The organism is Paraburkholderia monticola (genome assembly GCF_001580545.1).
Lineage (GTDB): Bacteria > Pseudomonadota > Gammaproteobacteria > Burkholderiales > Burkholderiaceae > Paraburkholderia > Paraburkholderia monticola.
Genome location: NZ_LRBG01000005.1, coordinates 201,152 through 224,900 on the forward strand (window position 1 = coordinate 201,152; position 23,749 = coordinate 224,900).

At 64.5% G+C, this 23,749-nt stretch carries 21 protein-coding genes; 12 read left to right on the forward strand and 9 right to left on the reverse strand.

Annotation, left to right across the window (positions count from 1 at the left end; translation table 11 throughout):
• The first annotated feature begins 83 nt into the window (after positions 1-83).
• Entirely contained in the window at positions 84-662 is a 579-nt protein-coding gene (locus CI15_RS09240; protein ID WP_062126725.1) for a hypothetical protein, read from the forward strand.
• Positions 659-1,195 carry a hypothetical protein gene (locus tag CI15_RS09245; RefSeq protein WP_062126728.1) on the forward strand — a complete coding sequence of 179 codons (537 nt, stop codon included), beginning with the start codon at positions 659-661 and terminating at the stop codon, positions 1,193-1,195. Before CI15_RS09240 ends, CI15_RS09245 begins: the two co-directional genes overlap by 4 nt.
• A gap of 67 nt (positions 1,196-1,262) precedes the next feature.
• Here the strand turns inward: CI15_RS09245 and CI15_RS09250 are convergent, their stop codons facing one another.
• Together CI15_RS09250 and CI15_RS09255 are read right to left on the reverse strand one after the other, a co-directional pair.
• Entirely contained in the window at positions 1,263-2,609 is a 1,347-nt protein-coding gene (locus CI15_RS09250) for an ABC transporter ATP-binding protein (RefSeq protein WP_062126731.1), read from the reverse strand.
• A gap of 19 nt (positions 2,610-2,628) precedes the next feature.
• A complete protein-coding gene (locus CI15_RS09255) occupies positions 2,629-4,380 on the reverse strand; it encodes an ABC transporter permease (RefSeq protein ID WP_062126734.1) in 1,752 nt (583 codons plus the stop codon).
• 776 nt (positions 4,381-5,156) lie between these two features.
• Between CI15_RS09255 and CI15_RS09260 the strand changes: the two genes are divergently transcribed.
• Together CI15_RS09260 and CI15_RS09265 are read left to right on the forward strand one after the other, a co-directional pair.
• Entirely contained in the window at positions 5,157-6,848 is a 1,692-nt protein-coding gene (locus CI15_RS09260; protein ID WP_062126737.1) for a sensor domain-containing diguanylate cyclase, read from the forward strand.
• A gap of 179 nt (positions 6,849-7,027) precedes the next feature.
• A complete protein-coding gene (locus CI15_RS09265; RefSeq protein ID WP_062126742.1) occupies positions 7,028-7,294 on the forward strand; it encodes a hypothetical protein in 267 nt (88 codons plus the stop codon).
• 61 nt (positions 7,295-7,355) lie between these two features.
• On the opposite strand, the gene CI15_RS09270 is transcribed toward CI15_RS09265, so the two are convergent.
• Positions 7,356-8,672, reverse strand: coding sequence for an ATP-binding protein (locus CI15_RS09270; protein ID WP_062126745.1), 1,317 nt, complete (start codon positions 8,670-8,672; stop codon positions 7,356-7,358).
• Positions 8,656-9,381: a response regulator gene (locus tag CI15_RS09275; RefSeq protein WP_012432166.1), complete on the reverse strand. Its 726-nt coding sequence runs from the start codon at positions 9,379-9,381 to the stop codon at positions 8,656-8,658. The genes CI15_RS09270 and CI15_RS09275 overlap by 17 nt, the downstream gene beginning before the upstream one ends.
• Positions 9,382-9,599: 218 nt before the next feature.
• On the opposite strand from CI15_RS09275, the gene CI15_RS09280 reads away from it, so the two are divergent.
• On the forward strand, positions 9,600-10,133 hold the full coding sequence (locus CI15_RS09280) for a Spy/CpxP family protein refolding chaperone (protein WP_062126747.1): 534 nt from the start codon (positions 9,600-9,602) through the stop codon (positions 10,131-10,133).
• 149 nt (positions 10,134-10,282) lie between these two features.
• Here the strand turns inward: CI15_RS09280 and CI15_RS09285 are convergent, their stop codons facing one another.
• Entirely contained in the window at positions 10,283-10,993 is a 711-nt protein-coding gene (locus tag CI15_RS09285) for a pirin family protein (protein WP_062126749.1), read from the reverse strand.
• Positions 10,994-11,623: 630 nt separating this feature from the next.
• Here CI15_RS09285 and CI15_RS09290 point away from each other — a divergent pair.
• The 5 genes from CI15_RS09290 to CI15_RS09310 all read left to right on the forward strand — a co-directional run bounded on the left by CI15_RS09290 (position 11,624) and on the right by CI15_RS09310 (position 16,636).
• Positions 11,624-12,400, forward strand: coding sequence for an ABC transporter substrate-binding protein (locus tag CI15_RS09290; RefSeq protein WP_062126751.1), 777 nt, complete (start codon positions 11,624-11,626; stop codon positions 12,398-12,400).
• A gap of 241 nt (positions 12,401-12,641) precedes the next feature.
• Positions 12,642-13,331, forward strand: coding sequence for an ABC transporter permease (locus CI15_RS09295; RefSeq protein WP_062126754.1), 690 nt, complete (start codon positions 12,642-12,644; stop codon positions 13,329-13,331).
• Entirely contained in the window at positions 13,328-14,041 is a 714-nt protein-coding gene (locus CI15_RS09300) for an ABC transporter permease (protein ID WP_062126756.1), read from the forward strand. The genes CI15_RS09295 and CI15_RS09300 overlap by 4 nt, the downstream gene beginning before the upstream one ends.
• 39 nt (positions 14,042-14,080) lie before the next feature.
• Positions 14,081-14,860 (forward strand): ABC transporter ATP-binding protein, encoded by a 780-nt coding sequence (locus CI15_RS09305; RefSeq protein ID WP_062126759.1) that lies wholly within the window; start codon positions 14,081-14,083, stop codon positions 14,858-14,860.
• 612 nt (positions 14,861-15,472) lie between these two features.
• Positions 15,473-16,636: a porin gene (locus CI15_RS09310; protein WP_062126762.1), complete on the forward strand. Its 1,164-nt coding sequence runs from the start codon at positions 15,473-15,475 to the stop codon at positions 16,634-16,636.
• A gap of 187 nt (positions 16,637-16,823) precedes the next feature.
• Here the strand turns inward: CI15_RS09310 and glnK are convergent, their stop codons facing one another.
• Together glnK and CI15_RS09320 are read right to left on the reverse strand one after the other, a co-directional pair.
• Positions 16,824-17,162 (reverse strand): P-II family nitrogen regulator, encoded by a 339-nt coding sequence (gene glnK, locus CI15_RS09315; protein WP_062126765.1) that lies wholly within the window; start codon positions 17,160-17,162, stop codon positions 16,824-16,826.
• A 100-nt stretch (positions 17,163-17,262) separates the two neighbouring features.
• Positions 17,263-18,963 (reverse strand): NAD+ synthase, encoded by a 1,701-nt coding sequence (locus tag CI15_RS09320; protein ID WP_062126768.1) that lies wholly within the window; start codon positions 18,961-18,963, stop codon positions 17,263-17,265.
• A gap of 151 nt (positions 18,964-19,114) precedes the next feature.
• On the opposite strand from CI15_RS09320, the gene CI15_RS09325 reads away from it, so the two are divergent.
• Both CI15_RS09325 and CI15_RS09330 read left to right on the forward strand, forming a co-directional pair.
• Complete coding sequence (locus tag CI15_RS09325; RefSeq protein ID WP_062126771.1) at positions 19,115-20,284, forward strand: GNAT family N-acetyltransferase; 1,170 nt, start codon at positions 19,115-19,117, stop codon at positions 20,282-20,284.
• A gap of 10 nt (positions 20,285-20,294) precedes the next feature.
• A complete protein-coding gene (locus CI15_RS09330) occupies positions 20,295-20,609 on the forward strand; it encodes a GIY-YIG nuclease family protein (RefSeq protein ID WP_062126774.1) in 315 nt (104 codons plus the stop codon).
• A gap of 6 nt (positions 20,610-20,615) precedes the next feature.
• On the opposite strand, the gene CI15_RS09335 is transcribed toward CI15_RS09330, so the two are convergent.
• Together CI15_RS09335 and ppa are read right to left on the reverse strand one after the other, a co-directional pair.
• A complete protein-coding gene (locus CI15_RS09335; RefSeq protein WP_062126777.1) occupies positions 20,616-22,712 on the reverse strand; it encodes an FUSC family protein in 2,097 nt (698 codons plus the stop codon).
• Positions 22,713-22,999: 287 nt separating this feature from the next.
• A complete protein-coding gene (gene ppa, locus CI15_RS09340; RefSeq protein WP_062127181.1) occupies positions 23,000-23,527 on the reverse strand; it encodes an inorganic diphosphatase in 528 nt (175 codons plus the stop codon).
• Positions 23,528-23,749: the final 222 nt, after the last annotated feature.

The following is a 23,749-nucleotide window of genomic DNA, read 5'->3' on the forward strand; positions in this document are numbered from 1 at the left end:
TGCGGCACGTATTGAACGACGTGTCCTTCGTGTGCACGCCTCGCGCGTGATCGAAGGCACCTGTACGGGCAGGGACTGGAGAAATGCAAAAGAACATGGTGTGGGCAGACAACGCAAAAGCCGTTGTCGCAGGCAAACGCCCCCACGCAACAGTGCTGATCGCGCTCGCGCTGGCGGTTTCGTCGGCGTTGAGCGGCTGTAGTTCGCTGTACTCGGAAGGCGCGGTCGCGGGTGCCGGCGTCGCGGGCGCCGCGCTCGCCAACAAGGTCACCAGCAACGCGGCGGTTGCGACCGGTATCGGTCTTGGCGCGGTCGCCGCCGCGCGCGCCGGCGTGCAGTACTCGGAGCGCGTGGTCCACACCAATACCCAGAACAGCATCGCGCAGGCGGCCGGCCCGCTCGCGGTCGGCGCGGTCGCCCCCTGGAGCATCACCCATTCTTTCCCGATCGAAGACGACGAGCACGGCCGCGTGACCGTGAGCCGCCTGATCAGCACCGGCCCGCTCGACTGCAAGGAAATCGTCTTTTCCGTCGATCAGACGGCAACGCGCGACAAGCCCGCAAGCAGCGCGTTTTTCATCGCCTCGGTTTGCCGCGATGGCAAGGACTGGCGATGGGCGTCGGCCGAACCCGCCACCGAGCGCTGGGGTGCGCTGCAATGAAGGCACGCCCGCTTAGCGTTCCAATGCGTGGCCGGATGCGACTCGTCGCGGCCGTCGCGCTATGCGTCGGCGGGAGCCTGCTCGCGAGCGGCTGCTCGTCGATCGGCGCGGCGAGCGGCGCGGCGGCGGGTGTCGCGTCGGGCATCGTGACCAGCAATCCGGCTGTTGCACTCGGCGTCGGCGTCGCGGTGCAGGCCGCGACCGATGAAGCAGTCGCGCGCTACATGCGCAGCATGCACAAGGACCAGCAGGATCTGATGGCAGCGCTGGTCGGCACGATGCCGGTCGGCGAAGCGAAACCGTGGTCGGTCAAGCATACGTTGCCGATCGAGAACGGCCACGGCGAGGTGCGCGTGACCCGAGCGTTCAGCTCGGCGCTCGCGACGTGCAAGGATTTCGTGTTCTCGGTGCAGGACGGCGACGGCCCGAACGCCCCCGCAAGGTGGTTCACCGCGAGCGCCTGCCAGCAGGACCAGGGCTGGAAGTGGGCGACGGCCGAGCCGGCGGTCGCACGCTGGGGGAATCTGCAATAAAAAAGCGGCGAGGTTTGCCTCGCCGCTCTCTGGTCTGAACCGCAATCGCTTCCGCGCAAACGCCTGCTCAAGACTCCACGTCTTCCAGACTAAAGATTTCGGTCTGGTCGTTATACGAAAAGATCTCGCCGTAACGGCCCCAGTTGATGACCGCATCGAGCGTCTCTTCCGCGGCGCTGTCCGACAGGAAGTCTTCCAGCTCCTGCTCGAAGCGCACGCGCGGCGCACGATGTCCCGGCCGCTCGTTCAACACCTTCTTGATCCGCGCCGCGAGCGGAACGTGCCGCAGCAGATGCTCGGCGAACATCATCTTCCGCTCCTGCGTGCCGAACTCGGCGAACACGCGCGCCGGCGGCGTCAGGAAAATGTCGCCCTCGCGCACGTCGGCGAAACCAAGGTGCTGCAGCACTTCGGCGATCGGGAACAGATCGTCGACCTCCAGATGCAGCGAGCGCGCGATTTCCGGCATGTCCGCGCGGCCGTGATACGGCGCGGCCGCGAGCGTCTCGATCAGACCGGCCATCAGGTTGGTCGAAACGTGCGGCAGCCAGCTGCCGAGCTCGAGCCCCTTCTTGGTCTTTTCATCGGTTTGACGGGCCGTCATCTTCGCGTAGATCTCGTCGACGAGGCGGCGGAACGCCGGGTCCAGACGATTGCGCGGATGCTTGAACGGCACCTTGATCTCGGCGATCACGCGGCCGGGGTTCGACGACAGCACCAGAATGCGGTCACACATGAACACCGCTTCCTCGATGTTGTGCGTGACGATCAGCACCGCCTTGATCGGCATGCGGCCCTGCGTCCACAGATCGAGCAGGTCGGTACGCAGCGTTTCGGCGGTCAGCACGTCGAGCGCGGAGAACGGCTCGTCCATCAGCAGCAGCGTCGGATCGACGACGAGCGCGCGCGCGAAGCCGACGCGCTGACGCATACCGCCCGACAGCTCGCGCGGATAGGCATTTTCGAAGCCGTCGAGACCGATCAGGTCGATCGCGGCGAGCGCGCGCGTGCGCCGCTCGGACGCGCCGACCCCTTGCGCCTCGAGACCCGCTTCCACGTTCTGCAACACGGTCAGCCACGGAAACAACGCGAAGGTCTGAAACACCATCGCGACGCCTCTCGCCGGGCCGTCGAGCGGCTTGCCCATGTACGTGACTTCGCCGCCGGTCGGCTCGATCAGACCGGCGATGATACGCAGCAGCGTCGACTTGCCCGAGCCCGAGCGGCCGAGCAATCCGACGATCTCCCCTTCGCGCAGCGACAGATTCGCGTCGTCGAGGACGAGGAGTTCGCCCTGCGTCTTGTTGAAGCCGCGGCACACGTCCTTCACGCGCAGGATTTCCTCGCCGAGGCGCGGCGGCTTCGGCGGCGTCTGAATCGGCGCGGCGGTCATAGCAGCTTTAGGATTTTGCATCGCGTTAAGCCTTCATTTCTCAATCTAGACGGAGCTTGCCTTCGGCGTAGGCGTACATCGGACGCCACAGCAGACGGTTGAACAGGGTCACGAACAGGGACATCACGGCGATGCCCACGATGATCTTCGGATAGTCGCCCGCCGCGGTGGTCTGCGCGATATAGGCGCCGAGACCGTGCGCGGCGACCTTGGTGTCGCCCCACTGCACGAACTCGGCGACGATGCTCGCGTTCCATGCGCCGCCCGACGCGGTGATCGCGCCAGTCACGTAGTACGGGAAAATGCCCGGCAGCATCGCCTGACGCCACCACTGCCAGCCGCGAATGTGGAAATTCTTGGCGGCCTCGCGGTAGTCGTTCGGATACGAGCTTGCACCGGCAATCACGTTGAACAGGATATACCACTGCGTGCCGAGCACGATCAGCGGCGACAGCCAGATGTCCGGGTTCAGATGAAAGCGCACGATCACGATCACGAACACCGGGAACAGCAGGTTCGCCGGGAACGCGGCGAGGAACTGGGCGAGCGGCTGGACCTTTTCGGCGAGCGCCGGGCGCAGGCCGATCAGCACGCCGACCGGCACCCAGATCAGCGACGCGATCGCGATCAGCAGCACCACCCGCAGCAGCGTGATCAGACCGAGCACGAATACATGGCCGACCTCGTCCATCGACACGCCGGTGCGCACATAGAGAAAGACGCGGTACACCACATACACCGTGACGAGCAGCACGATGGCCGCCCAGATCATGTCGCCGAGCTTCGAGTTCTTCTCTCGCATCGGGATCTGAAAGCGCGGCGCGCTGAACGCCGGCAGCTGGAAGCGCACGCGCGCCGCACGCGCGAACATCCAGCCGAGCGGCACGAGCAGCCGGTGAATCAGACGCGTGCGGCGGATCAGATCGAGCAACCACGATTCCGGCGCATCGCCCGAGCTCGTGGTCTCCATGCGGAACTTGTCGGCCCACGCGACGAGCGGGCGGAACAGAAACTGGTCGTAGGCGAGAATCACGACCGTCATCGCGAGGATCACCCAGCCGATCGCGTGCAGGTTCTTGTCGCTGATCGCCTGCGCCAGATACGCGCCGATGCCCGGCAGCGTAATCGTCCGGTTACCGACCGTAATCGCTTCCGACGCCACGACGAAGAACCAGCCGCCCGACATCGACATCATCATGTTCCAGATCAGGCCCGGCATCGAGAACGGCACTTCGAGCTTCCAGAAGCGCTGCCATGAAGTCAGATGAAAGCCGCGCGACACTTCGTCGAGATCGCGTGGCACCGTGCGCAGCGACTGATAGAAGCTGAACGTCATGTTCCACGCCTGGCTCGTGAAGATCGCGAAGATCGCGGCGAGTTCGGCGCCGAGCACGCGGCCCGGGAACAGCGCGAGGAAGAACGTGACCGTAAACGATATGTAGCCGAGCACCGGCACCGACTGCAGGATGTCGAGAATCGGCACCAGCACCATGCCGGCGCGGCGGCTTTTGGCGGCCAGCGTGCCGTACACGAGCGTGAAGATCAGCGACGCGACCATCGCCGCGAGCATGCGTAGCGTGGTGCGCATCGCGTACTCGGGCAGGTTCGACGGATCGAGCGAGATCGCCTGGGTCTTCAACGTCGACATTGGCGCGAGCGTCTCGTGAAAGCCGATCGACGCCATCGCGAGCAGACAGATGATCAGCGGGAACGCGACGAAGTCCCAGCGATTGGGCAACACGCGCCATGCCGATGCATTGGCGGTGCGCTTCAGGTTGAAGCTGATATCCATCAGATGCCCTCCTTCTTGAAACGGGCATTCGAACGCTCGAAGGAGGCCGCGTGTGCCACGCGGCGGTCTATGGATCGGTCCGGAAAGCGGAAATCAGGCATGGCAAAACGCGCTTGCGTGGTAAATCGTTAGCGTTGGCGACACTTGGCCGGCGCTAGAGATGTTCATGGACGAATCGCCCAGGACCTCAACCATCTCGCCGGATTTCCGTCGCCACGGGCGCCGCCCGAGGGCTGGCGGGCTTTCCTCGTTTTGGACGGCACGACACTACACCATCCTATGTTTCAGGCACAACCTTTCGTCGCAAATTGCAATACAGCGCCGCGAGGCCTGGGCGTAAGGCTTCAGCAAGCCCCGTTCAGGTCGCCGCGACGCACTGTACCCTCCTCGTGCGTACTTCCGCGTGACACGTCACACCGCCGTCACGCGGCGTGGCGCGCAAGCCACATCAGCGCGCTACCTCGGCCGTCCCGGCTCAATCGCCCCATCTGCCCGGACAGCTATCAAGAAAGCCGCGCGGCTGCCGTTAAGAATCTGATCGGCGCGACATATGCAGGCGGCATCCCAGCAATAACGGTGGCGCCGCGCCCCGCGGCGGTTAAAATCGGGAAACGACGTACCTGTTTATCAGCGGTTCATCCCCGGCCCAGGCGACAGCGCAACGCACGCCGCCGGTGAGGGGACGAAAACGCGGCCGGCGCAGGCGCCGGCACAGCGCAAGCGCGCTGCCACAAATGAACAAGTTGCATGTCACAGCCAGACGGATCAGAGGGTCGATGAACAGGACAACCTTGCGCCAGGTAGCCGGGCCGGTCAGCTTCGTGCTGATCGTTCTGGTTTGCTGGTTCGTGGCTGGCATGGTCGCGGACCGGATGGTACAGCAAGAGCTGGACGCGGCGTTGCACACGCAGCGGCAAATGTCCTCGTCGATCGTCGACAACATGGCGGAAGTGATCGCCAGCGACCTCGCGATGTCCCGCGCCATCCCCGCAACCATGGCCGAAATGGACATAATCCAGCGCGCCCTGGTCCAGTCGCAGAATTATGCCGCGAACAGCGAGGCGGCGGAACCCGCCCTGCGCGCCGCCTTGCTGAAGGATCCGCAGATGGTCGCGGTCAGCAAGTTCCTGCACGAAGCGCAGGGCTTCTCCGGGCTCGATCAGGTCTGGATCGTCAACGCGAACGGCATCTGCGTCGCCTCGAGCAGCACGGTGTCGACCCCGGATGGCGGACAGCAGTCGTTCGTCGGCGTGGACATGCGGGCACGCGGCTATCTGACCAATGCGCTGACGGGCGCGTTCGCCGAAGCCTACGGCGTGGGACGCTCGAGCGGCGAGCCGGGCATTTTCATCGCCGCGCCGGTGTACTCGGACGGGCTGCTGGTCGGCGCGGTCGTCGCGAAGGTCGGCATCGCGCGGTTGCGCCACTGGGTCGCCCACGCGGGCACCTTCGTCTCCGACGACAACGGCGTCATCATCATGGCGCACAACAGCGCGCTCGAAGGCCATGCGCTGCCGAGTTCGCGCGTCACGCAGATGAGCACCGCCGAGCGGCGCATCATCTATCGACGCGAGACCTTCCCCGACCTGCTGATCCGCGAAGACACCGAGGTGCGCGAGCAGGCGCCGTGGGTGCCGGCGTCGGTCGCCGCGCAGCTGTTCGGCATGATCGAACAGCCGGCCCCGGCGCTCTATCAGAACCGTGGCGGCCTGAACTCGGGGCTCTCCGCGCATCTGGTCGACCCGCTCGCTGCGTGGCCGGAACTGCTGCGCAACCACAAGCGCGATCATCTGCTGGTGTTCCTGACGCTGGCCGGCACCGTCGCGCTCGCCTGGGTGATCACCGTGTCTTACGTGCGCGAGCGGCGCCACCATCGCGCGACCCGCGATCTCGCCGAGCAGTTGCAGTCGGCCAATACGCTGCTGTCGGCGGAGGCGCGGCACGACGCGCTGACCGGCGCGCTGTCTCGGCGCTATTTCCTCGATCTGTTACGCCGCGAGATCGATCGCGCGCATGCGGGCCGCGAGCCGCTGTGCATGGCGATCGCCGATCTCGATCACTTCAAGCAGATCAACGACCGCTTCGGCCATGCCACCGGCGACCATGCGCTCGAACATTTCGTCGATACGTGCCGCGCCGAGCTGCGCGGCTCCGACGCGATCGGCCGGCTCGGCGGCGAGGAGTTCGGCCTGCTGCTGCCGGCCACCGATCTCGCGGCCGGGCGCGAGGTGGTCGAGCGTCTGCGGCTGCGCCTGAAAGCGACACCCTCGCCGAAGCTGCCGGCTGCGGCGGGGCTCAGCGTGAGCATCGGCATCACGGTGCTGTCGCCCGACGATCTGCCCGAGCGCGTCATGAGCCGCGCCGATACCGCGCTGTATGCAGCGAAGACGGGCGGCCGCGACCGCACCGAAGCGCTACCGCCCGACGACACCGCGCCGCCCACGCGCACGGCGGTGAACGCCTGGTGACGCGCTGGTGACGCGCTGGCGCTCGCCGAAGCACGCGAAGCGCGACGATAGCCCCCTCTGCTCTACCCACCCACGCCGACATCCGGCCCGCGCGGAAACGACGGCGAGCTTCCCGCAACGAAGCAGGTATCATCGATCCTGATATTGGATTGTCACTACCGCTCTAACGGGAGATTCGCATGAAGGGAAACCTGGTGATCGTCTGTCGCGATCAGGACGCTGATGCATTCGACCATCTGCTCGCCGAATACGGCGCGTTTCAGACGCGTCTGTCGTCGACCGCGTGGTATCTGAAACTGGAGGTCGCGCCGGAACTGATTCAGGAGGAAATACTGGCGCGACTCGGCAAATATACGACGCACTATATTTTCGAAGCGGAGACGGTGACGTGGAATACCGTCGATAGCGAAACGGCGAACGCTTTGAATACACTGTTTTCGGACTGACCTGTCCCCGCTCGCGATGCCGACGCTCCTCGCCCGCATCGCGATTCGAACACCCCGGCTTTTACCAGGCGTTTTCCGAGGCCGCCGCGGCCCGCGGCAGCACTTCGAACGGAAAGCTCATCAGCACCCGCAAGCCGCGGCCGCCATGATTGCCGATTTCCCATTCCCCGCCCGCGCGCCGCACGAGCCGTTCGACGATCGCGAGACCGAGCCCGCTATGGCCGTTGCCGCCGCGTGCCGGATCGAGCCGCACGAACGGCCGGCTCGCGTTGATCAGATCCTGCGCGGCGATGCCCTTGCCGTTGTCGCTAATTGATAGCGTAAAGCCCTGCGACGTGCGCGCGGTCGCGACGATCACCGGCGGCGCACCATACGCATGCGCGTTATCGAGCAGGTTCGAGAGGATCCGGTCGAGCGTGGCGGCGGGCAACAGGAAGGACGGCCCCGCGTTCAGCTCGGTCTGCACAGTCGTCGCGCCGGCGGCCACCGCCCGATAGCTGCGCACGACACGCTCGCACTGCGCATCCACTTCCACCGGTTCGCTACGGTCCCCACCGTCGTGCGCGAACACGAGAAACTGCTCGACGATATGCGTCATCGAATCGACATCGCGCACGACGCCGTCGCGCGTCTTCGCGTCGTCCATCATTTCTGCGCGCAGCCGCAGTCGCGCGAGCGGCGTCTTCAAGTCATGCGCGACACCGGCCAGCATCACCGCGCGATCGTGCTCGGTGCGCGCGACTTCCTGCACCATCTGATTGAAGCCGTGCGTGAGTTGGCGCAACTCGCGCGGGCCGCGTTCGGGCACCGGCGGCACCGGCAGCCCGCGACCGAAGCGCGTGACCGCCTGGGCGAGCGAGCGCAGCGGCTGCTGCAACGCCCACGCGGCGAACAGTGCCGCCATCACCGCGAACGAGAAGATGATGGCGAGCCATAGCACCGTGCGGTCGAGCGAGCGCGGCATGCGCAACGGCTGCACCGGTACGACGATCCAGTTCTGGTCGGTCGCGGCGCGCACCCACAGCGTGGGCGGGCCACCCGGCGGACCGACGCGCACCTGGGTGCCGGCCGGCATGCGGTCGCGCACATCCTCGACGAAACGCTCGAGCGGCGCCGGCATGTTCGAGTTCGCCGCCGGGACGTCGTTGCTCGACGGGTCGACGAGCTTCACGCGCGACGGCAAGGGTTGATCCGGGGTGCGGGCGACGTGCTGACGCACCGCGTCGACGAGGAAGGTCGCTTCCTCGACCGCATAGCGCGTTTGCAGTTGCGAGCGTTCGAGCCGCATCAGCGCATACCACGCGAAATGCGACAGCATCAGCACTGCGACGACGAGCAGCGCGAGCCGCCCGAACAGCGAATCAATGGGCCGGCGCATGCTGCTCGCCGTCCGGCACGAACACGTAACCGCGGCCGCGCACCGTCTGGATGAAGCGCGGCGTGGACGGATCGGTTTCGAGAATGCGGCGCAGTCGCCACACCTGCACGTCGATGCCGCGATCGGTGCCGTCGTACTCGGGACCGTGCAGCAGTTCCAGCAGGCGCTCGCGCGTGAGCGTGCGCATGGGGTGATTGACGAAAATCTTCAGCAGCGCGAACTCGCTGCCCGACAGCGTCAGCGGCTTGTCTTCCAGATGCAGCGTGCGCGACTGGAAATCCAGCGTGAAGCGGCCGAAGTTGAACGGCTCGCGCTGCTCGGGGGCGGCCGCCGACGGCAGCGTACGGCGCCGGCGCAACACCGCCTGCACGCGCGCCAGCAGTTCGCGCGGATTGAACGGCTTGCCGAGGTAATCGTCCGCGCCGAGTTCGAGACCGACGATCCGGTCGACGTCGTCGGCGCGCGCGGTCAGCATGATGACGGGGATATCGTCGCCCGACGCGCGCAGCTTGCGCAGGGCGGTGAGGCCGTCCACGCCGGGCATCATCAGGTCCAGCACGATGAGGTCGGGACGCTCGCGTTCGAGGCGCCGTTCGAGCGAGCCCGCGTCGTGCAGCACCGAAACTTCGATGCCCTGACGGGCGAGATAGTCGCGCAACAGATCGCGCAATTCGACGTCGTCGTCGACAACCAGGATTTGAGTAGCCATGGAATGAAGTTTAACGCTCAGCAGAAAGGGTTTTCGTTTTCCGAACCGCCTCAAGGGTTACCGGGTGTTACGGTGAAAGGCGCACGTAATTGCTGGTAATAGCCGCATCCGGGTGCGTAACACAGCGGCGCGCGCGGTTCTCTACGCTTCGGCTTACCGAGTGCAGGCAGTCCAACGACCGGTTGCATCGTCGGCTATTCCATTACAAGGAGCCTCATATGTCCACCAAAAAGATGTCGCGCGTTCTCGCCGTTGCTGCCACCGCTCTCGCCATCGGCGCGGGCGCCGCTTATGCCGCTCAACCGGCCGGGCACGAGCACAGCGGCCCCGGCGGCTGGCACGGCCACTTCATGAAGGAACTGACCCAACTCCACGACCAGCTGAAGCTGAACGCGGATCAGGAAAAGCTCTGGCAAAACGCGCTCGATACGATGAAGCAGAACCACGAAGCGATGCGCGCCAACCACAAGCAGGCTCACGATCAGTTCAAGGCCGCCCAGCAGCAGCCCATCCTCGATCTGAACGCGATGGCCGCGACGCATCAGCAGATCGAGCAGAAGGACGCGCAACTGCGTCAGCAAACCACCGACGCCTGGCTCAAGTTCTATAACGGCCTGAACGACCAGCAGAAGACCACCGTCAGCACGGCGCTGAAGCAGCGCGTCGCGCGGATGGAGCAGCGTCACGAGAAGATGCGCGAGCGCTGGGAGCATCATCAGGGCGCGGCATCGGCGCCGGCCGCCAACCAGTAAGCGGCGCGATGCGGCCGCGAGGCGTACCAGGGAGGGCGTCTCGCGAATGGAAAAACGCCACGGAAGAGGTTTTCCGTGGCGTTTTTGTTGGGCGCGGTGTTTGGGCGCGGTGTTTGGGCGCTGGCCGCTTGCTACGCGGCCCGCGCGGATCAACCGTTCAACTGACCCAGATCGAACAGCAGCACTTCCGCGTTGTCGCCCTTCTCCAGCGTCACGGTGTCGACGTCGCTGAGCTTCGCGGCATCGCCCGCTTCGAGCACCGTGCCGTTCACGCTCAGCGTGCCGCGCGCGACGTGCACATAGGCGAGGCGTCCCGCCGGCAGCGCGAACGTCGCCTGTTCGGCGCCGTCGAACAGCCCGGCGTAGATCGACGCGTCCGCATGAATCGTCACCGAACCGTCGCGGCCGTCGGGCGAGGCGATCACGCGCAGGCAACCGCGCTTGCTGTCGGCGTCGAGACGCTTTTCCTCGTAGCCGGGCTGGTCGCCCGCGCGACGCGGAATGATCCAGATCTGCAGCAGATGCGCGGGCTCATCGCGCGACGCGTTGAACTCGCTATGCTGCACGCCGGTGCCCGCGCTCATGCGCTGCACGTCGCCGGGACGGATCGTCGAGCCGTTGCCCATGCTGTCGCGGTGGGCGAGCGCGCCTTCGAGCACATACGTCACGATCTCCATGTCGCGATGCCCATGCGTGCCGAAGCCCTGGCCACCGGCGATGCGGTCTTCGTTGATCACGCGCAACGGCCCGAAGTGCACGTGCTGCGGGTCGCGGTAATCGGCAAACGAGAAGCTGTGATACGAGTCGAGCCAGCCGTGGTTGGCGTGGCCACGTTCTTCGGAACGGCGAATCTCGAACATGGAAAATCTCCCGGTAAGTCAACAATCAGAGCGATGCCGGGAATGTAGGGGCTGCACGCCCACTTAACAATCGTGCGCGACCGCACCGGAGCGTTCCATCGGTGTATGCAATCGCGCCCGGTGCGACCGGCGGGTGTGATGTCCGCGCGGCGCGGCGCCCGGAGGTCCGCCGCCCGAAAGTCCGACGCCCGGAAGCCCGGCGCCCGGCAGCCCGGCGCCCGCAAAACCGCGCCGGCGTCGCGCACGCACAACGCCCGGCGCGGCGTCTCGCCGCTCGCTGCCGTCCCGCACTGGCACCTTGCCGCTCTTCGGGTAAAATACCGCGCTTTTCAAGACGGATGGACGTCCCACAGGACGTGCAGGACCGGCCGGCGAGCCTCGCCGCAGCGGCCGCAACCGGCGCCCGACGGACTTCAGCCCCCGCGACACCCGTGCGAGGCGTGCCCGGCAAGCACCGAACGCGCCCGATCAGCGCGCCGCGTCGGTCGAACCGCCGGCGCAAGGACCATCAGGGCGCGGCAACATCCCAGCGGCACGGCAATTTTGACCACCTAGAATAGCGACCGTCGGCTCCCAGCCGGCGTTCGTCGAGTGGAATCATCACGACGATCAGTTTGATTCAGGAGAAACATGAAGAAGTTCGCACTGTGCGTGGCTCTGGCAGTCATGGCCACCGGCGCGATGGCGAAAGAATGGAAAACGGTGCGCATCGGGGTCGACGCCAGTTATCCGCCGTTCGAATCGAAGGCGCCTAGCGGCGACATCGTCGGTTTCGATGCCGACCTGACCCGCGCGCTGTGCGCGAAGATGAACGTGAAGTGCATATGGGTCGCGCAGGATCTGGACGGCATCATTCCAGCGCTGAAGGCGCGCAAATTCGACGCGATCATTTCTTCGCTGAGCGTCACCGACAAGCGCCGCGAGCAGATCGACTTCTCCGACAAGCTGTTCGACGCGCCCGCCCGCATGATTGCGAAGACCGGTTCGCCGCTTCTGCCCACCCCTGAATCGCTAAAAGGCAAGCGCGTCGGCGTCGAGCAGGGTTCGACCCAGGAGCAGTACGCGAAGGCGTGGTGGGAACCGAAGGGCGTGGTCGTCGTGTCGTACCAGAATCAGGACGCGGTGTATGCGGATCTCGCGTCGGGCCGTCTCGACGCCGCGCTGCAGGACGAAATGCAAGCCGACGCCGGCTTCCTGAAGACGCCGCGCGGCAAGGGCTTCGCCTGGGCCGGCCCGGACGTGAAAGATCCGAAAACGATCGGCGAAGGCACCGCGATCGGCCTGCGCAAGGGCGATGCCGACCTGAAGGCGAAGTTCAACCAGGCGCTCGCCGAGGTTCATCAGGACGGCACGTTCAAAAAGCTCGAGAAACAGTACTTCGACTTCGACATTTATCCTGGCCGTTGAGCGAAACGGGCAGGATACTGAGTAGCAGGCCGGTGCAAGCCGGCGGCAGTAACAGTGGTAGCGGGCAGCATCCGGCAGTAGATTCAAAACAATCCGAGACGAAAGTCCCAAAAGCGCGCTGCAGGAACGCCAACGTTTTTGCAGCATGATTTGCACAGCGGCACGCTGTGCGCCGCCGACGCGGCGCAACGCGGGCCGCGTCTTTCGCGGTGCGCGAACAGCGCGTCGTCAAGGACCTCCTATGTTCCTTCAAGGCTACGGCCCGCTGCTCCTCAGCGGCACCTGGCAAACCGTCAAGCTGGCGGTGTTCTCGCTCGCGCTGGCTTTCCTGCTCGGCCTGCTCGGCGCGGCGGCGAAATTGTCGAAGAACCGCCTGTCGAACGGCATCGGCACCGTGTACACGACGCTCGTGCGCGGGGTGCCCGATCTCGTGCTGATGCTGCTGCTGTTCTATAGCATCCAGATCTGGCTGAACAACCTGACCGACGCGTTGGGCTGGGAGCAGATCGACATCGACCCGTTCGTGGCCGGCGTCGCGGTGCTCGGCTTCATCTACGGCGCGTACTTCACCGAGACCTTCCGCGGCGCGTTTATCGCGGTGCCGCGCGGCCAGCTCGAAGCGGGCGCGGCCTACGGCATGACGAGCTGGCAGGTGTTCTCGCGCGTGATGTTCCCGCAGATGATGCGCTTCGCGCTGCCGGGCATCGGCAATAACTGGCAGGTGATGGTCAAGGCGACCGCGCTGGTGTCGATCATCGGTCTCGCCGACGTCGTCAAGGCCTCGCAGGACGCCGGCAAGGGCACGCTGCGGTTCTTCTTCTTCACCCTGCTAGCAGGGGCGATCTATCTCGTCATCACCACAGTGTCGAACTTCGTGCTGATGTACCTCGAAAAGCGTTACTCGACCGGCGTGCGAAAGGCGGACCTATGATCGAGATCATTCAGCAATATTGGCGCAACTACCTGTTCAGCGACGGCTACCGCTTCACCGGCGTCGCGATCACGTTGTGGCTGCTGGTCGTGTCGATCGGGCTCGGCTTCTGTCTGTCGGTGCCGCTCTCGGTCGCGCGCGTGTCGAAGAAGAAATGGCTCGCGGGCCTCGTGTGGCTGTATACATATATCTTCCGCGGCACGCCGCTCTATGTGCAGCTGCTGCTGTGCTACACGGGTCTCTATAGCCTCGAGATCATCCGCAACAACGAGCTGACCAATGCGTTCTTCCGCGACGGCATGCATTGCACGCTGCTCGCGTTCACGCTGAATACCTGCGCGTACACCACCGAGATCTTCGCGGGGGCGATCAAGGCGACCCCGTACGGTGAGATCGAAGCGGCGCGCGCGTACGGCATGTCGTCGTTCACGCTGTACCGGCGCGTGATTCTGCCGTCGGCGCTGCGCCGCGCACTGCCCTACTACAGCAACGAAGTGATCCTGATGCTGCACGCGACCACCGTCGCGTTCACGGCCACGGTGCCGGACATCCTGAAGATCGCGCGCGACGTGAACTCCGCGACGTATCAGTCGTTCAACGCGTTCGGCATCGCCGCACTGCTGTATCTCTGCATTTCTTTCGCGCTCGTGTGGCTGTTCCGCCGCGCCGAGCGTCGCTGGCTCGCTTACCTGCGGCCGCAAGGCAAGTAACTGCGCGTCTCTGGACAAGCAAGCTCGTTAAGGATCCTGATGAATTCCAAGAAGCAGAAGCTCTTCGTCGACGAGCTTCACAAAAAGTACGGCGACAACGAAGTCCTGAAGGGCGTGTCGCTGAAAGCCAATGCCGGCGACGTGATCAGCGTGATCGGTTCGTCCGGCTCGGGCAAGAGCACGATGCTGCGCTGTATCAACTTCCTCGAACAGCCGAACGCGGGGCGCATTTTCGTCGACGGGGAGGAAGTGCGTACGCAGATCGCCAAAGACGGCGCGTTGCGCGTGTCGGACCCGAAACAGTTGCAGCGCGTGCGCACGAAGCTGTCGATGGTGTTCCAGCACTTCAATCTGTGGTCGCACATGAACGTGCTCGAGAACATCATCGAGGCGCCGGTCCATGTGCTCGGCCTGAAACGCAAGGAAGCCGAGGATCGCGCGCGCGAATATCTGGAGAAGGTCGGCCTCGCGCCGCGTCTCGAGAAGCAGTATCCGTCGCATCTGTCGGGCGGCCAGCAGCAACGTGTCGCAATTGCGCGGGCGCTCGCGATGCATCCGGACGTGATGCTATTCGACGAACCGACCTCGGCGCTCGACCCGGAACTCGTCGGCGAAGTGCTGAAGGTGATGCAGAAGCTCGCCGAGGAAGGTCGCACGATGATCGTCGTGACCCACGAAATGGGTTTCGCGCGCAACGTCTCGAACCACGTGATGTTCCTGCACCAGGGCCGCGTCGAAGAAGAAGGCCATCCCGACGAAGTGTTCAGGAACACGAAAAGCGAACGTTTGAAGCAATTCCTTTCGGGCAGTCTCAAATAATAAAATTACCCGCGACTTTAGATGCAAATCGCATCGAAAATGTAGTCGATGTAGTTTTACAAGGCGCTTACGGGCGCCTTTTTCGTTTTTACCGCGCGCGTCCGGCCGGCCATTCGAACCACGAAAATACGCCGAAAACCCCGCCAAAAAGGCCATCCAGGCCACATTTCCGCCCTACCCTGCCACTTTTGTCACGTCAATAGTGACAATCCTTAATGCGACCGCTCCCAAGCCCTGATTCCCTTGCTGGACAAGGCTTTGCGCGTATTCCCGAGGGTTCGCTCCGGGTCCGGACCCACATTCGTATTGCAATTTGGCGACACCCCCTGTGGACGGTACCAATTTCTTCTCCCACCTAAAGTTATTTTTGATAAATTAGTAACCAAAGTAGCAAAACAAAGTTGATTAAAAGTAGTTTCACTTCAAAGCAGAGGAGAACCGGTCGGCGAGGGATCGGCATGACGCAGAGATAGCCTGAAGGCTACATGTCACGGCAGGAGACCCTATCCACCCGCCACTCTCCCCTGGTACCGCTTCCTGTTCGGCGTTGATCGCGTCCGAACACCACTCGCAGTACTGGGTTTCTTTTTTTGACAGGGTATGGAGGAGAAGATGAAGAAAGCTTTGCTCGCCGCTGCGCTGATGTCGGCCGGCGTTGTTGCACACGCTCAGAGCAGCGTCACGCTGTATGGCCGCCTCGATGCGGGCATCGAGTACATGTCCGGTGTTCCGAGTGCGTCGCCTCTGAACGCCAACGGCGCCGCTACCCAAAACTCGAGCCGCTGGAAAGCGGAAAGCGGTGACTGGGGTACCAGCCTGTGGGGCATGAAGGGTGTCGAGGACATCGGTGGCGGCAACAAGGTCCTGTTCCAGTTGGAAGGCTCGTTCAACACGATGACGGGCGCGGGTCCTGGCGGCGGCGGTCTCTTCAATCGCTGGGCAACGATCGGTATGTCGAACGCGCAGTACGGTACGTTCACGTTGGGTCGCATGCTCTTCATCTCGAACGGCGTGTGGGACTTCGACCCGTTCGGTCAGTCGAACTGGTCGTCGGCGTCGCTGGTGCGTGGCCGCAACTGGCCGCAGTCGAGCAACAACTTCGCGTACCAGTCGCCGAAGATCGCAGGCTTTGACTTCTACGGCCAATACGCGCTGTCGAATGCGACGAGCTGGAACGGTAACGGCACGACGCCGCAAGGTCGCGAAGCTGGCGCGCAGGTCACCTACACGACCTCGCTGTTCCAGATCCGCGGCATGTACGACGAAATCCGCAACCCGACGAACGGCGGCCTGTGGGGCGGCCCGATTGCCAACGGCGGCATCAATACGGCTAACACCAGCAACGGCGTATTCGCGGCATCGCGCGAATACTCGGCGATGTTCAACGTCTTCCTCGGCCAGTTCAAGATTCAGGGCGCTTACCAGGCGGTCCGTTCGGCGGGTGCTACCGGCGTCTTGCCTGGCCAGCCGACTACCCTCGATCACGAATGGGGCGGTGTGACGTGGCAAGCAACGCCGGCAGCGGCGCTGATTGCTGCGGTGTACCACGTGAACGGCAACAATGGCGCGGGCAACGCGACGATCTACACGGTCGGTGGCTCGTACAACCTGTCCAAGCGCACGCTGCTGGACATCCAGGTTGCTGGGGTGTCGAACAGCAAGACGGCTAACTATGGTCTGAATGCGAACAATGCGGGCTACGCCCCGGCGACGGACAACCCGCTGCAAGGCAAGGGTCAAACCGGCGTGTACGCAGGTATCCAGCACTCGTTCTAATCGATGGGTGTGGCCCCGAGGCGATCTCCTTCGGGGCGTAACGCAGATTTCTCCAAGAGAATCTTTTTCACGCTGCTGCGAGAGGCGCGTATCGGTGCAATGCCCGCAAGGGTATTGCACCGTTTTTTATTGGGCGCGCGTTTTTCAGGTCACTGCGCGCACAGGGCCGGTGCGTCTTTGCGCCGGCTTATACCGCGGCTTCGTTCTCTTCGCCGGTGCGGATACGGATCACGCGCTCGACCTCCGCGACGAAGATCTTGCCATCGCCGATCTTGCCGGTGCGCGCCGCGCCGATGATCGCATCGATTACCTGATCGCACTGACTGTCCGCGACCACGACTTCGATCTTCACCTTCGGCAGAAAGTCGACCACATACTCTGCACCACGATAGAGCTCGGTATGCCCCTTCTGGCGGCCAAAGCCCTTGACCTCGGTCACGGTCAGGCCGGTGAGGCCGACTTCCGCGAGCGCCTCGCGCACTTCGTCGAGTTTGAACGGTTTGATGACTGCGGTGATGCGCTTCATGGCGAACCTCGTCTCGTGATAAGCAGAGTGGAAAGGAGAAGGATGATTTTTATTCTACGCCGCGCCGGTTGCATTGCGGCATCGGCGCGCGTGTCGTGTTTTACTCCACCGGCTCGGTGTAGCGCGACGTGATCGGATAACGCCAGTCGCGGCCGAACGCGCGATGCGTGACGCGAATGCCGATCGGTGCCTGACGGCGCTTGTATTCGTTGATCTTGATCAGGCGCGTGACGCGCTTCACGTCGTCGACCGCGTAGCCCGCGGCAATGATCTCCGCGAGCGAACGGTCCTCTTCCATGTACATGCGCATGATCGCGTCGAGCACTTCGTACTCGGGCAGGCTGTCCTGGTCGGTCTGGTTCTCGCGCAGCTCCGCCGAAGGCGCGCGGGTCAGAATGCGCTCGGGGATCACGTCGCGCGTCGCAAACGTGGTGGCCGCGTTGCGATAGCGGCACAACCGGTACACGAGCGTCTTCGCGATGTCCTTGATCACCGCGAAACCGCCGGCCATGTCGCCGTACAGCGTGCAGTAACCGACCGCCATTTCGCTCTTGTTGCCCGTGGTCAGCACGATCGAGCCGAACTTGTTCGACAGCGCCATCAGCAAGGTGCCGCGGATGCGCGCCTGGATGTTCTCCTCGGTCGCATCTTCGGCGCGGCCCGCGAACTCTTCGGCGAGCGAACCACGGAACGCGTCGAACATCGGCGCGATCGCGATCTCGTCGTAGCGCACGCCGACGCGGCGTGCCATTTCGGCGGCGTCGGTGGTGGAGATGTCGGCCGTGTAGCGCGACGGCATCATCACGGCGCGCACCTTGTCGGCGCCGAGCGCATCGCATGCAACGGCCAGCACGAGCGCCGAATCGACCCCGCCCGACAGACCGATCAAGGCACCGGGAAAACCGTTCTTGCCGATGTAGTCGCGCACACCCGTCACGAGCGCCGCGTACACCTGCGCTTCGGTCGACTGTTCCGGCGCGATCGCTGCCGGCAGCGGCGTGCCGTTGTCGAACTCGACGATGGCCGTGGCTTCCTCGAACTGCGCGAGCTTCGCGACCAGCTCGCCCTGCGCGTCGAGCACGAACGAACCGCCGTCGAACACGAGCTCGTCCTGGCCGCCGACCATGTTCACGTAGACCATCGGAATACCGGTCTCGCGAATCCGCGCGCGCAGGATGTCGAAGCGCACCGCTTCCTTGTTCACGTGAAACGGCGAGCCGTTGGGAATCAGCAGCACCTGGGCGCCCGCGGCCTTCGCCATCTGCGCGGCCGACGCATGCCATGCGTCCTCGCAGATCACGACGCCGTACTTGAGCCCGTCGAGTTCGAACACGAACGGCTGCGGGTCGGCTGCGAAGTAGCGCTTCTCGTCGAACACCTCGGTGTTCGGCAAATCCTGCTTGCGATAGGTGCCCTTCACTTCGCCGTCGACGATCAGCGACGCCGCGTTGAACGTATCGACCGGCGGCACGCCGCGCTCGATCGGCGCGTTTGCATTACCATGGCCGTTCGCCAGGTTGTCCGTCGCGTCGCGCAGCGGATGACCGACGATCACATGCAGACCCGCGAACGGCTTCAGTTGTGCGGCGAGATCGGCCAGCGCGGCCGCGCTCGCGGTATAGAACGCGGGGCGCAGCAGCAGGTCTTCGGGCGGATAACCCGACAGCGCGAGTTCAGGCGCGACCAGCAGCTTCGCACCGTCGCTGTGCGCGGCGCGCGCGGCGGCGACGATCTTTGCGACGTTGCCGGCGAAGTCGCCGACAGTGACATTGATTTGAGCAAGAGCGATTCGGGTCTTCATGGCAGGATCGACAGGCAAGCCTTCACGGCTCGCGGGTACCGCGGCTCGATGGCTCGACGGAAGTGGACAAACCGGATAAACGAACTCAACGAACGACGCAGCCGCTTCATCTTCACAGCGCCGCGCCGGTCATTGCAAACAGTCAAGCAGATTGAACCAGCTACGTATCGATTATCGCACGGGCATTCTGGCGTCGCCCTCCGAGGTGGACGCCGCCGAGTGGAACGCCCTTCTCGCCGCGCAGCCGCAGGCCACGCCGTTTCTGCGGCACGAGTTTCTGAGCGCGCTCCACGCGACGCAATGCGCGGTTCCCGACACCGGTTGGGCGCCGCAATTCGTCACGCTGACCGACGCGCGCACGGGCAAGCTCGCGGCGGCGGCGCCCGTCTATCTGAAGGGTCACTCGTACGGCGAGTACGTGTTCGACTGGGCCTGGGCCGATGCGTACAAGCGCAACGGGCTCGCCTACTATCCGAAACTGCTGTGCGCGGTGCCGTTCACGCCGGTGCAGGGCAACCGGCTGCTGTCGGCGAACACTCACGCGTTGCGCCATCTCGCGGCCACGCTGATGGCGTTCGCCGAGCAGGCCGAGGTGTCGTCGCTGCATGTGCTGTTTCCGACTCAAAGCGAAGCGGACGCGCTCACCGATATCGGCATGATGCAACGCGAGGGCGTGCAGTTTCACTGGCTCAACGACGGCTATCGCGACTTCGAAGATTTCCTCTCGACGCTCGAACAGAAAAAACGCAAGAACATCCGCGCCGAGCGTCGCAAGGTGCGCGACGCCGGCATCACGATGCGAAGGATTCGCGGCGAAGACATCAAGGATGCCGACTGGCGCTTCTTCAGCAAGTGCTATCGGCAGACCTATCGCGAGCATTTTTCGAGTCCGTATTTGAACCTCGATTTCTTCCGCATGATCGGCGCCTCGATGCCTGAGAATCTGCTGCTCGTGATCGCCGAATACGAGGGCAAGCCGATCGCCAGCTCGCTCGTCGTCTATCAGCGCGACGAGAAAACCGGCGGCACGTTATACGGCCGCTACTGGGGCGCGCTCGAACACGTGCCGTGTCTGCACTTCGAAACCGCGTACTATCAGCCGCTCGAATTCTGCATCGAAGAAAAGCTGGGCGCGTTCGAAGGCGGCGCGCAGGGCGAACACAAGATGGCGCGCGGCTTTCTGCCGACGGTGACGCGCTCGACGCATTGGCTCGCGCATCCCGCCTTCGCCGATGCGGTCGGCCATTTCCTCGATAACGAAAAGAACAGCATCCACGCGTACGTGGACGAGCTGCGCGATCACAATCCGTTCAAAGGCTAGAAACGCGGTCATGGCGTGGTTTCTCTATCTGCTCGAATGCTCGGACGGCAGCGTCTATACCGGCATCGCAACCGACGTCGCTGCCCGTTTCGACAAACACGTGAGCGGCACGGGCGCGCGTTATACGCGCTCGCGCAAGCCGGTGCGGATCCTCGCATCGTTCGAGCTGGCGGACCGCTCGAGCGCGTCGAGCGCCGAGTATTGGGTCAAGCGGCTCGCGCCGGCGGATAAGCGGGCACTGGCGGCGGGGGGGTTGACGCTGCAGTCGGTGTTGCCGGTCGTGGCGATCGACACTGTGGACGAAGACGGCGAAGACGCCGGCTAAGGCGCGCTATCCCCTCGCCTCGCGCATCCTCTCCGTCAACAGCCGATGCACGCGCGCGAGTTCACCCACCACATCCGCCTCCAGCGAGGTCAACTGCTCGCGCGCGGGCAATTCGAGTCGCACCGGCCGACGGGTCCGGTTCAACGCGGCCTCGATCGCCGCGCTCATCGCCACGACCCAGTCGTCGAGTTCGCCATGCATGTCGCGACGCGTCGCGGTGAGGCGCAACTGCGTCGCGGTGCCGGCCATCCGGCGCAGCAGACTGAGCACGGTCAGCGTCACGGTATCGGCTATCGAGTCCTCGAGTTTTTCGAGGCGCGCGCGGCCGATCGCTTCTTCCGCGTTGTTGCTGGCGAGACCCGCCGCGCGGCGCAATTGCTCGATCTCCTTGCCGCTGTGCCGCGGCGCTTCGAGCGCCGCGCGCAGATACGCGAGATTCGCGCGCACCGCGTTGCCGAGAAAGACCCGCAGATCGAGCTTCTCGCGCGTCGGCCATAACAGGAACGTCGCGAGTAGTGCGAGCATACAGCCGAGCACGTTGTTGCCGAGCCGCGTCAGCGCGAACGCCAACTCGTTGGCGCCCGGCGTCGCGAAGTCGGCGACCAGCACGAAGGCCGGCGTCAGGAACAGCACGAACAGGCTGTAGCTGACGGGGCGCAGCGCCATCGTCGCCATCACGAGCGGGAACACCGCGAGCGAGATGCCGAGCGGCGAGTGAATCGCATAGCCGATCGCCGCCGCGAGCACCCCGCCGACGATGCTACCCGCCGCGCGCTCGATGCTGCGCGGCCACGTCGCGGCAATCGACGGCTGCAGGATCAGCAGCGTCGCCATCGTGGCCCAATAGCCGAACGGCAGACCGAGCACGCGAATCACGATGAAGCCCGCCGTCGTCGTCACGCCGACACGCGCCGCATGGCGCAAGCCGACCGACTGCCACGACAGGTTCGCCTTCAGCGTCGACCACGCGCGCGCCGTATAACGCGCGACGCACGCGCTCCACGTCTCGACGTGCACCTCACGCGGCGCGAAATCGACGAGCTCGAAACCGGATTGCAACTTGACCGGTTCGAGCAATGCGCCTTCTAGCCGATGCGCAAGACGCCGCAAACGCGCCTGCGGCTCCCCGAGACGTTCCCAACGCGCGTCGCCGGTCGCGCTGCCGATGTCGCTGAGCACCTCGCCGATCGCGTTGAGCAGACGCGCCGCGCGGCGCGTTCGGCGCGGATCGTCGGGCACTTTCTCGCCCGCGCCCGATACCGCGATCAGATACGCGAACAACGCCTCGCCATCGGTCAACAAGCCGAGCAGCGTATCGTAGACAGCCGCCCCGCCCGCTTTCGATGCGGGCACGCTCGCGAGCGCATCGCGCGAACGTTCGAGCGACGCGCGCGCATCGGCGCGAAAGCGCGCGGCATGCGTGGCCCATTCGCGCGGCGCAGCACGTGCGCCGACCAGACGCGCGTTATCGAATGCCATGTCGGCGAGACGCAGATAGACCGCGCGCAGCGATGCGCGGCTCGCGCCGAACGGATGAATGCGCCACACCGTCAGACTCAGCACGATCGCAAACAGGCAGCCCGCCAGATACACGCCGAGAAACGCGACGCCCGCGCGCGCGTCGTGCATCGGCCGGTCGACCATCACGACGCAGGCGGTCGCCGCGAGGATCGTCACTTGCGAGGTGGCCGCGCCCCAGATGCGCCCGAACGCGCCGAGCGTGGTGAACGCGAGCATCGCCAGCACGGCGAACCCGGCGCCCGCGGCGGACGCGAACGCGGTGATGCCGCCGCACAGCGTCGAGAGCAGCGCGAAACCCATCATCGACATGAAGCGCGCGCGGTTCGAGCCGGCGGCATCGGCGAGGCAGGTCCAGAACGCGCCGATCGCGGCCCACGCGAACACCGGATCGTGCAGCAGGTTGCCGAGCGCGAGCATCGCCGTCGACGCGCACGCCGCCCTCAAACCCTCCGACAGACTCGCCTCGCTCGCCGCGAACGACACCATCCACACCGGACGCTTGCGGTAGACCGCAGTGACGACCGAGCGCAGCCGGGTCGACCAGCGCGGCGATGTCGAGTGGGACTTGCTACGGTTCATCATCCGGACAGGGGCTTGTGTTGAGTGGATGGAAACGCGCTCGGGTGCCGAAGTGAGTGAGTGCGCGCGCAAAGCTCGTGCGGCGAATGATAAGGGTTTACACCTAAATATTAAAATGCGTTCCGTTCATCGGAGCAATGCGTTCAGGTTATGCGCGCAAGACAGAAGGAGTTGTGACGCTCTTCGCACGGTAGTCGAGCGCCGCGCGAACCGCATAAAAAACCGCGCGGTCCTTGCGGACTCGCGCGGTTTTGGTACTGCATGCAGCGAGCGGATGAACCGCGGCGCGCTTACTTCTTGAAGTTCGCCACGCCTTCGCTGATTTCCTTGTGCGCGGCGTCGAGCCCCGCCCAACCGTCGACCTTCACCCACTTGCCTTTCTCGAGCGCCTTGTACTGCTCGAAGAAGTGCTTGATCTGGTCTTTCAGATAAGCCGGCACGTCGTCGACCGACTTCAGGTCCGCCGTCATCGGGCAGACCTTGTCGTGCGGGACGGCGATCAGCTTCGCGTCGACGCCCGATTCGTCGGTCATCTGCAGCATGCCGAGCGCACGTGCGCGCACCACCGAGCCGGCCAGCAGCGGGAACGGCGTGATCACCAGCACGTCGACCGGGTCGCCGTCGCCCGACAGCGTCTGCGGAATGAAGCCGTAGTTGGCCGGATAGCGCATGCCGGTGCCGATGAAACGGTCGACGACGAGCAGACCCAGATCCTTGTCGGCTTCGTACTTCACCGGATCGGCTTGCGCCGGGATTTCGATGATGACGTTGAAATCGTGCGGAAGGTCTTTGCCTGCGGGAACGTGATTGAAGCTCATGAGCGCTCTCTGAAGGGGATGGAAGTCGGAATGCGGCGAACGGTGCGTGGGCGGCGGATGCGAAGCGATGCGCACGGTGTGCGAGCGGCGAACGTCGAACCCTGCAACCCTCTGCCCCCAACGAAGGGGCCACGCACCGGACCGTGCGGAATGCGCCATTATAGCCAATCGGCAGGTGGCATCCGCGCCTGGATCGGCGCGATAATCGTCTGGCGACTCACG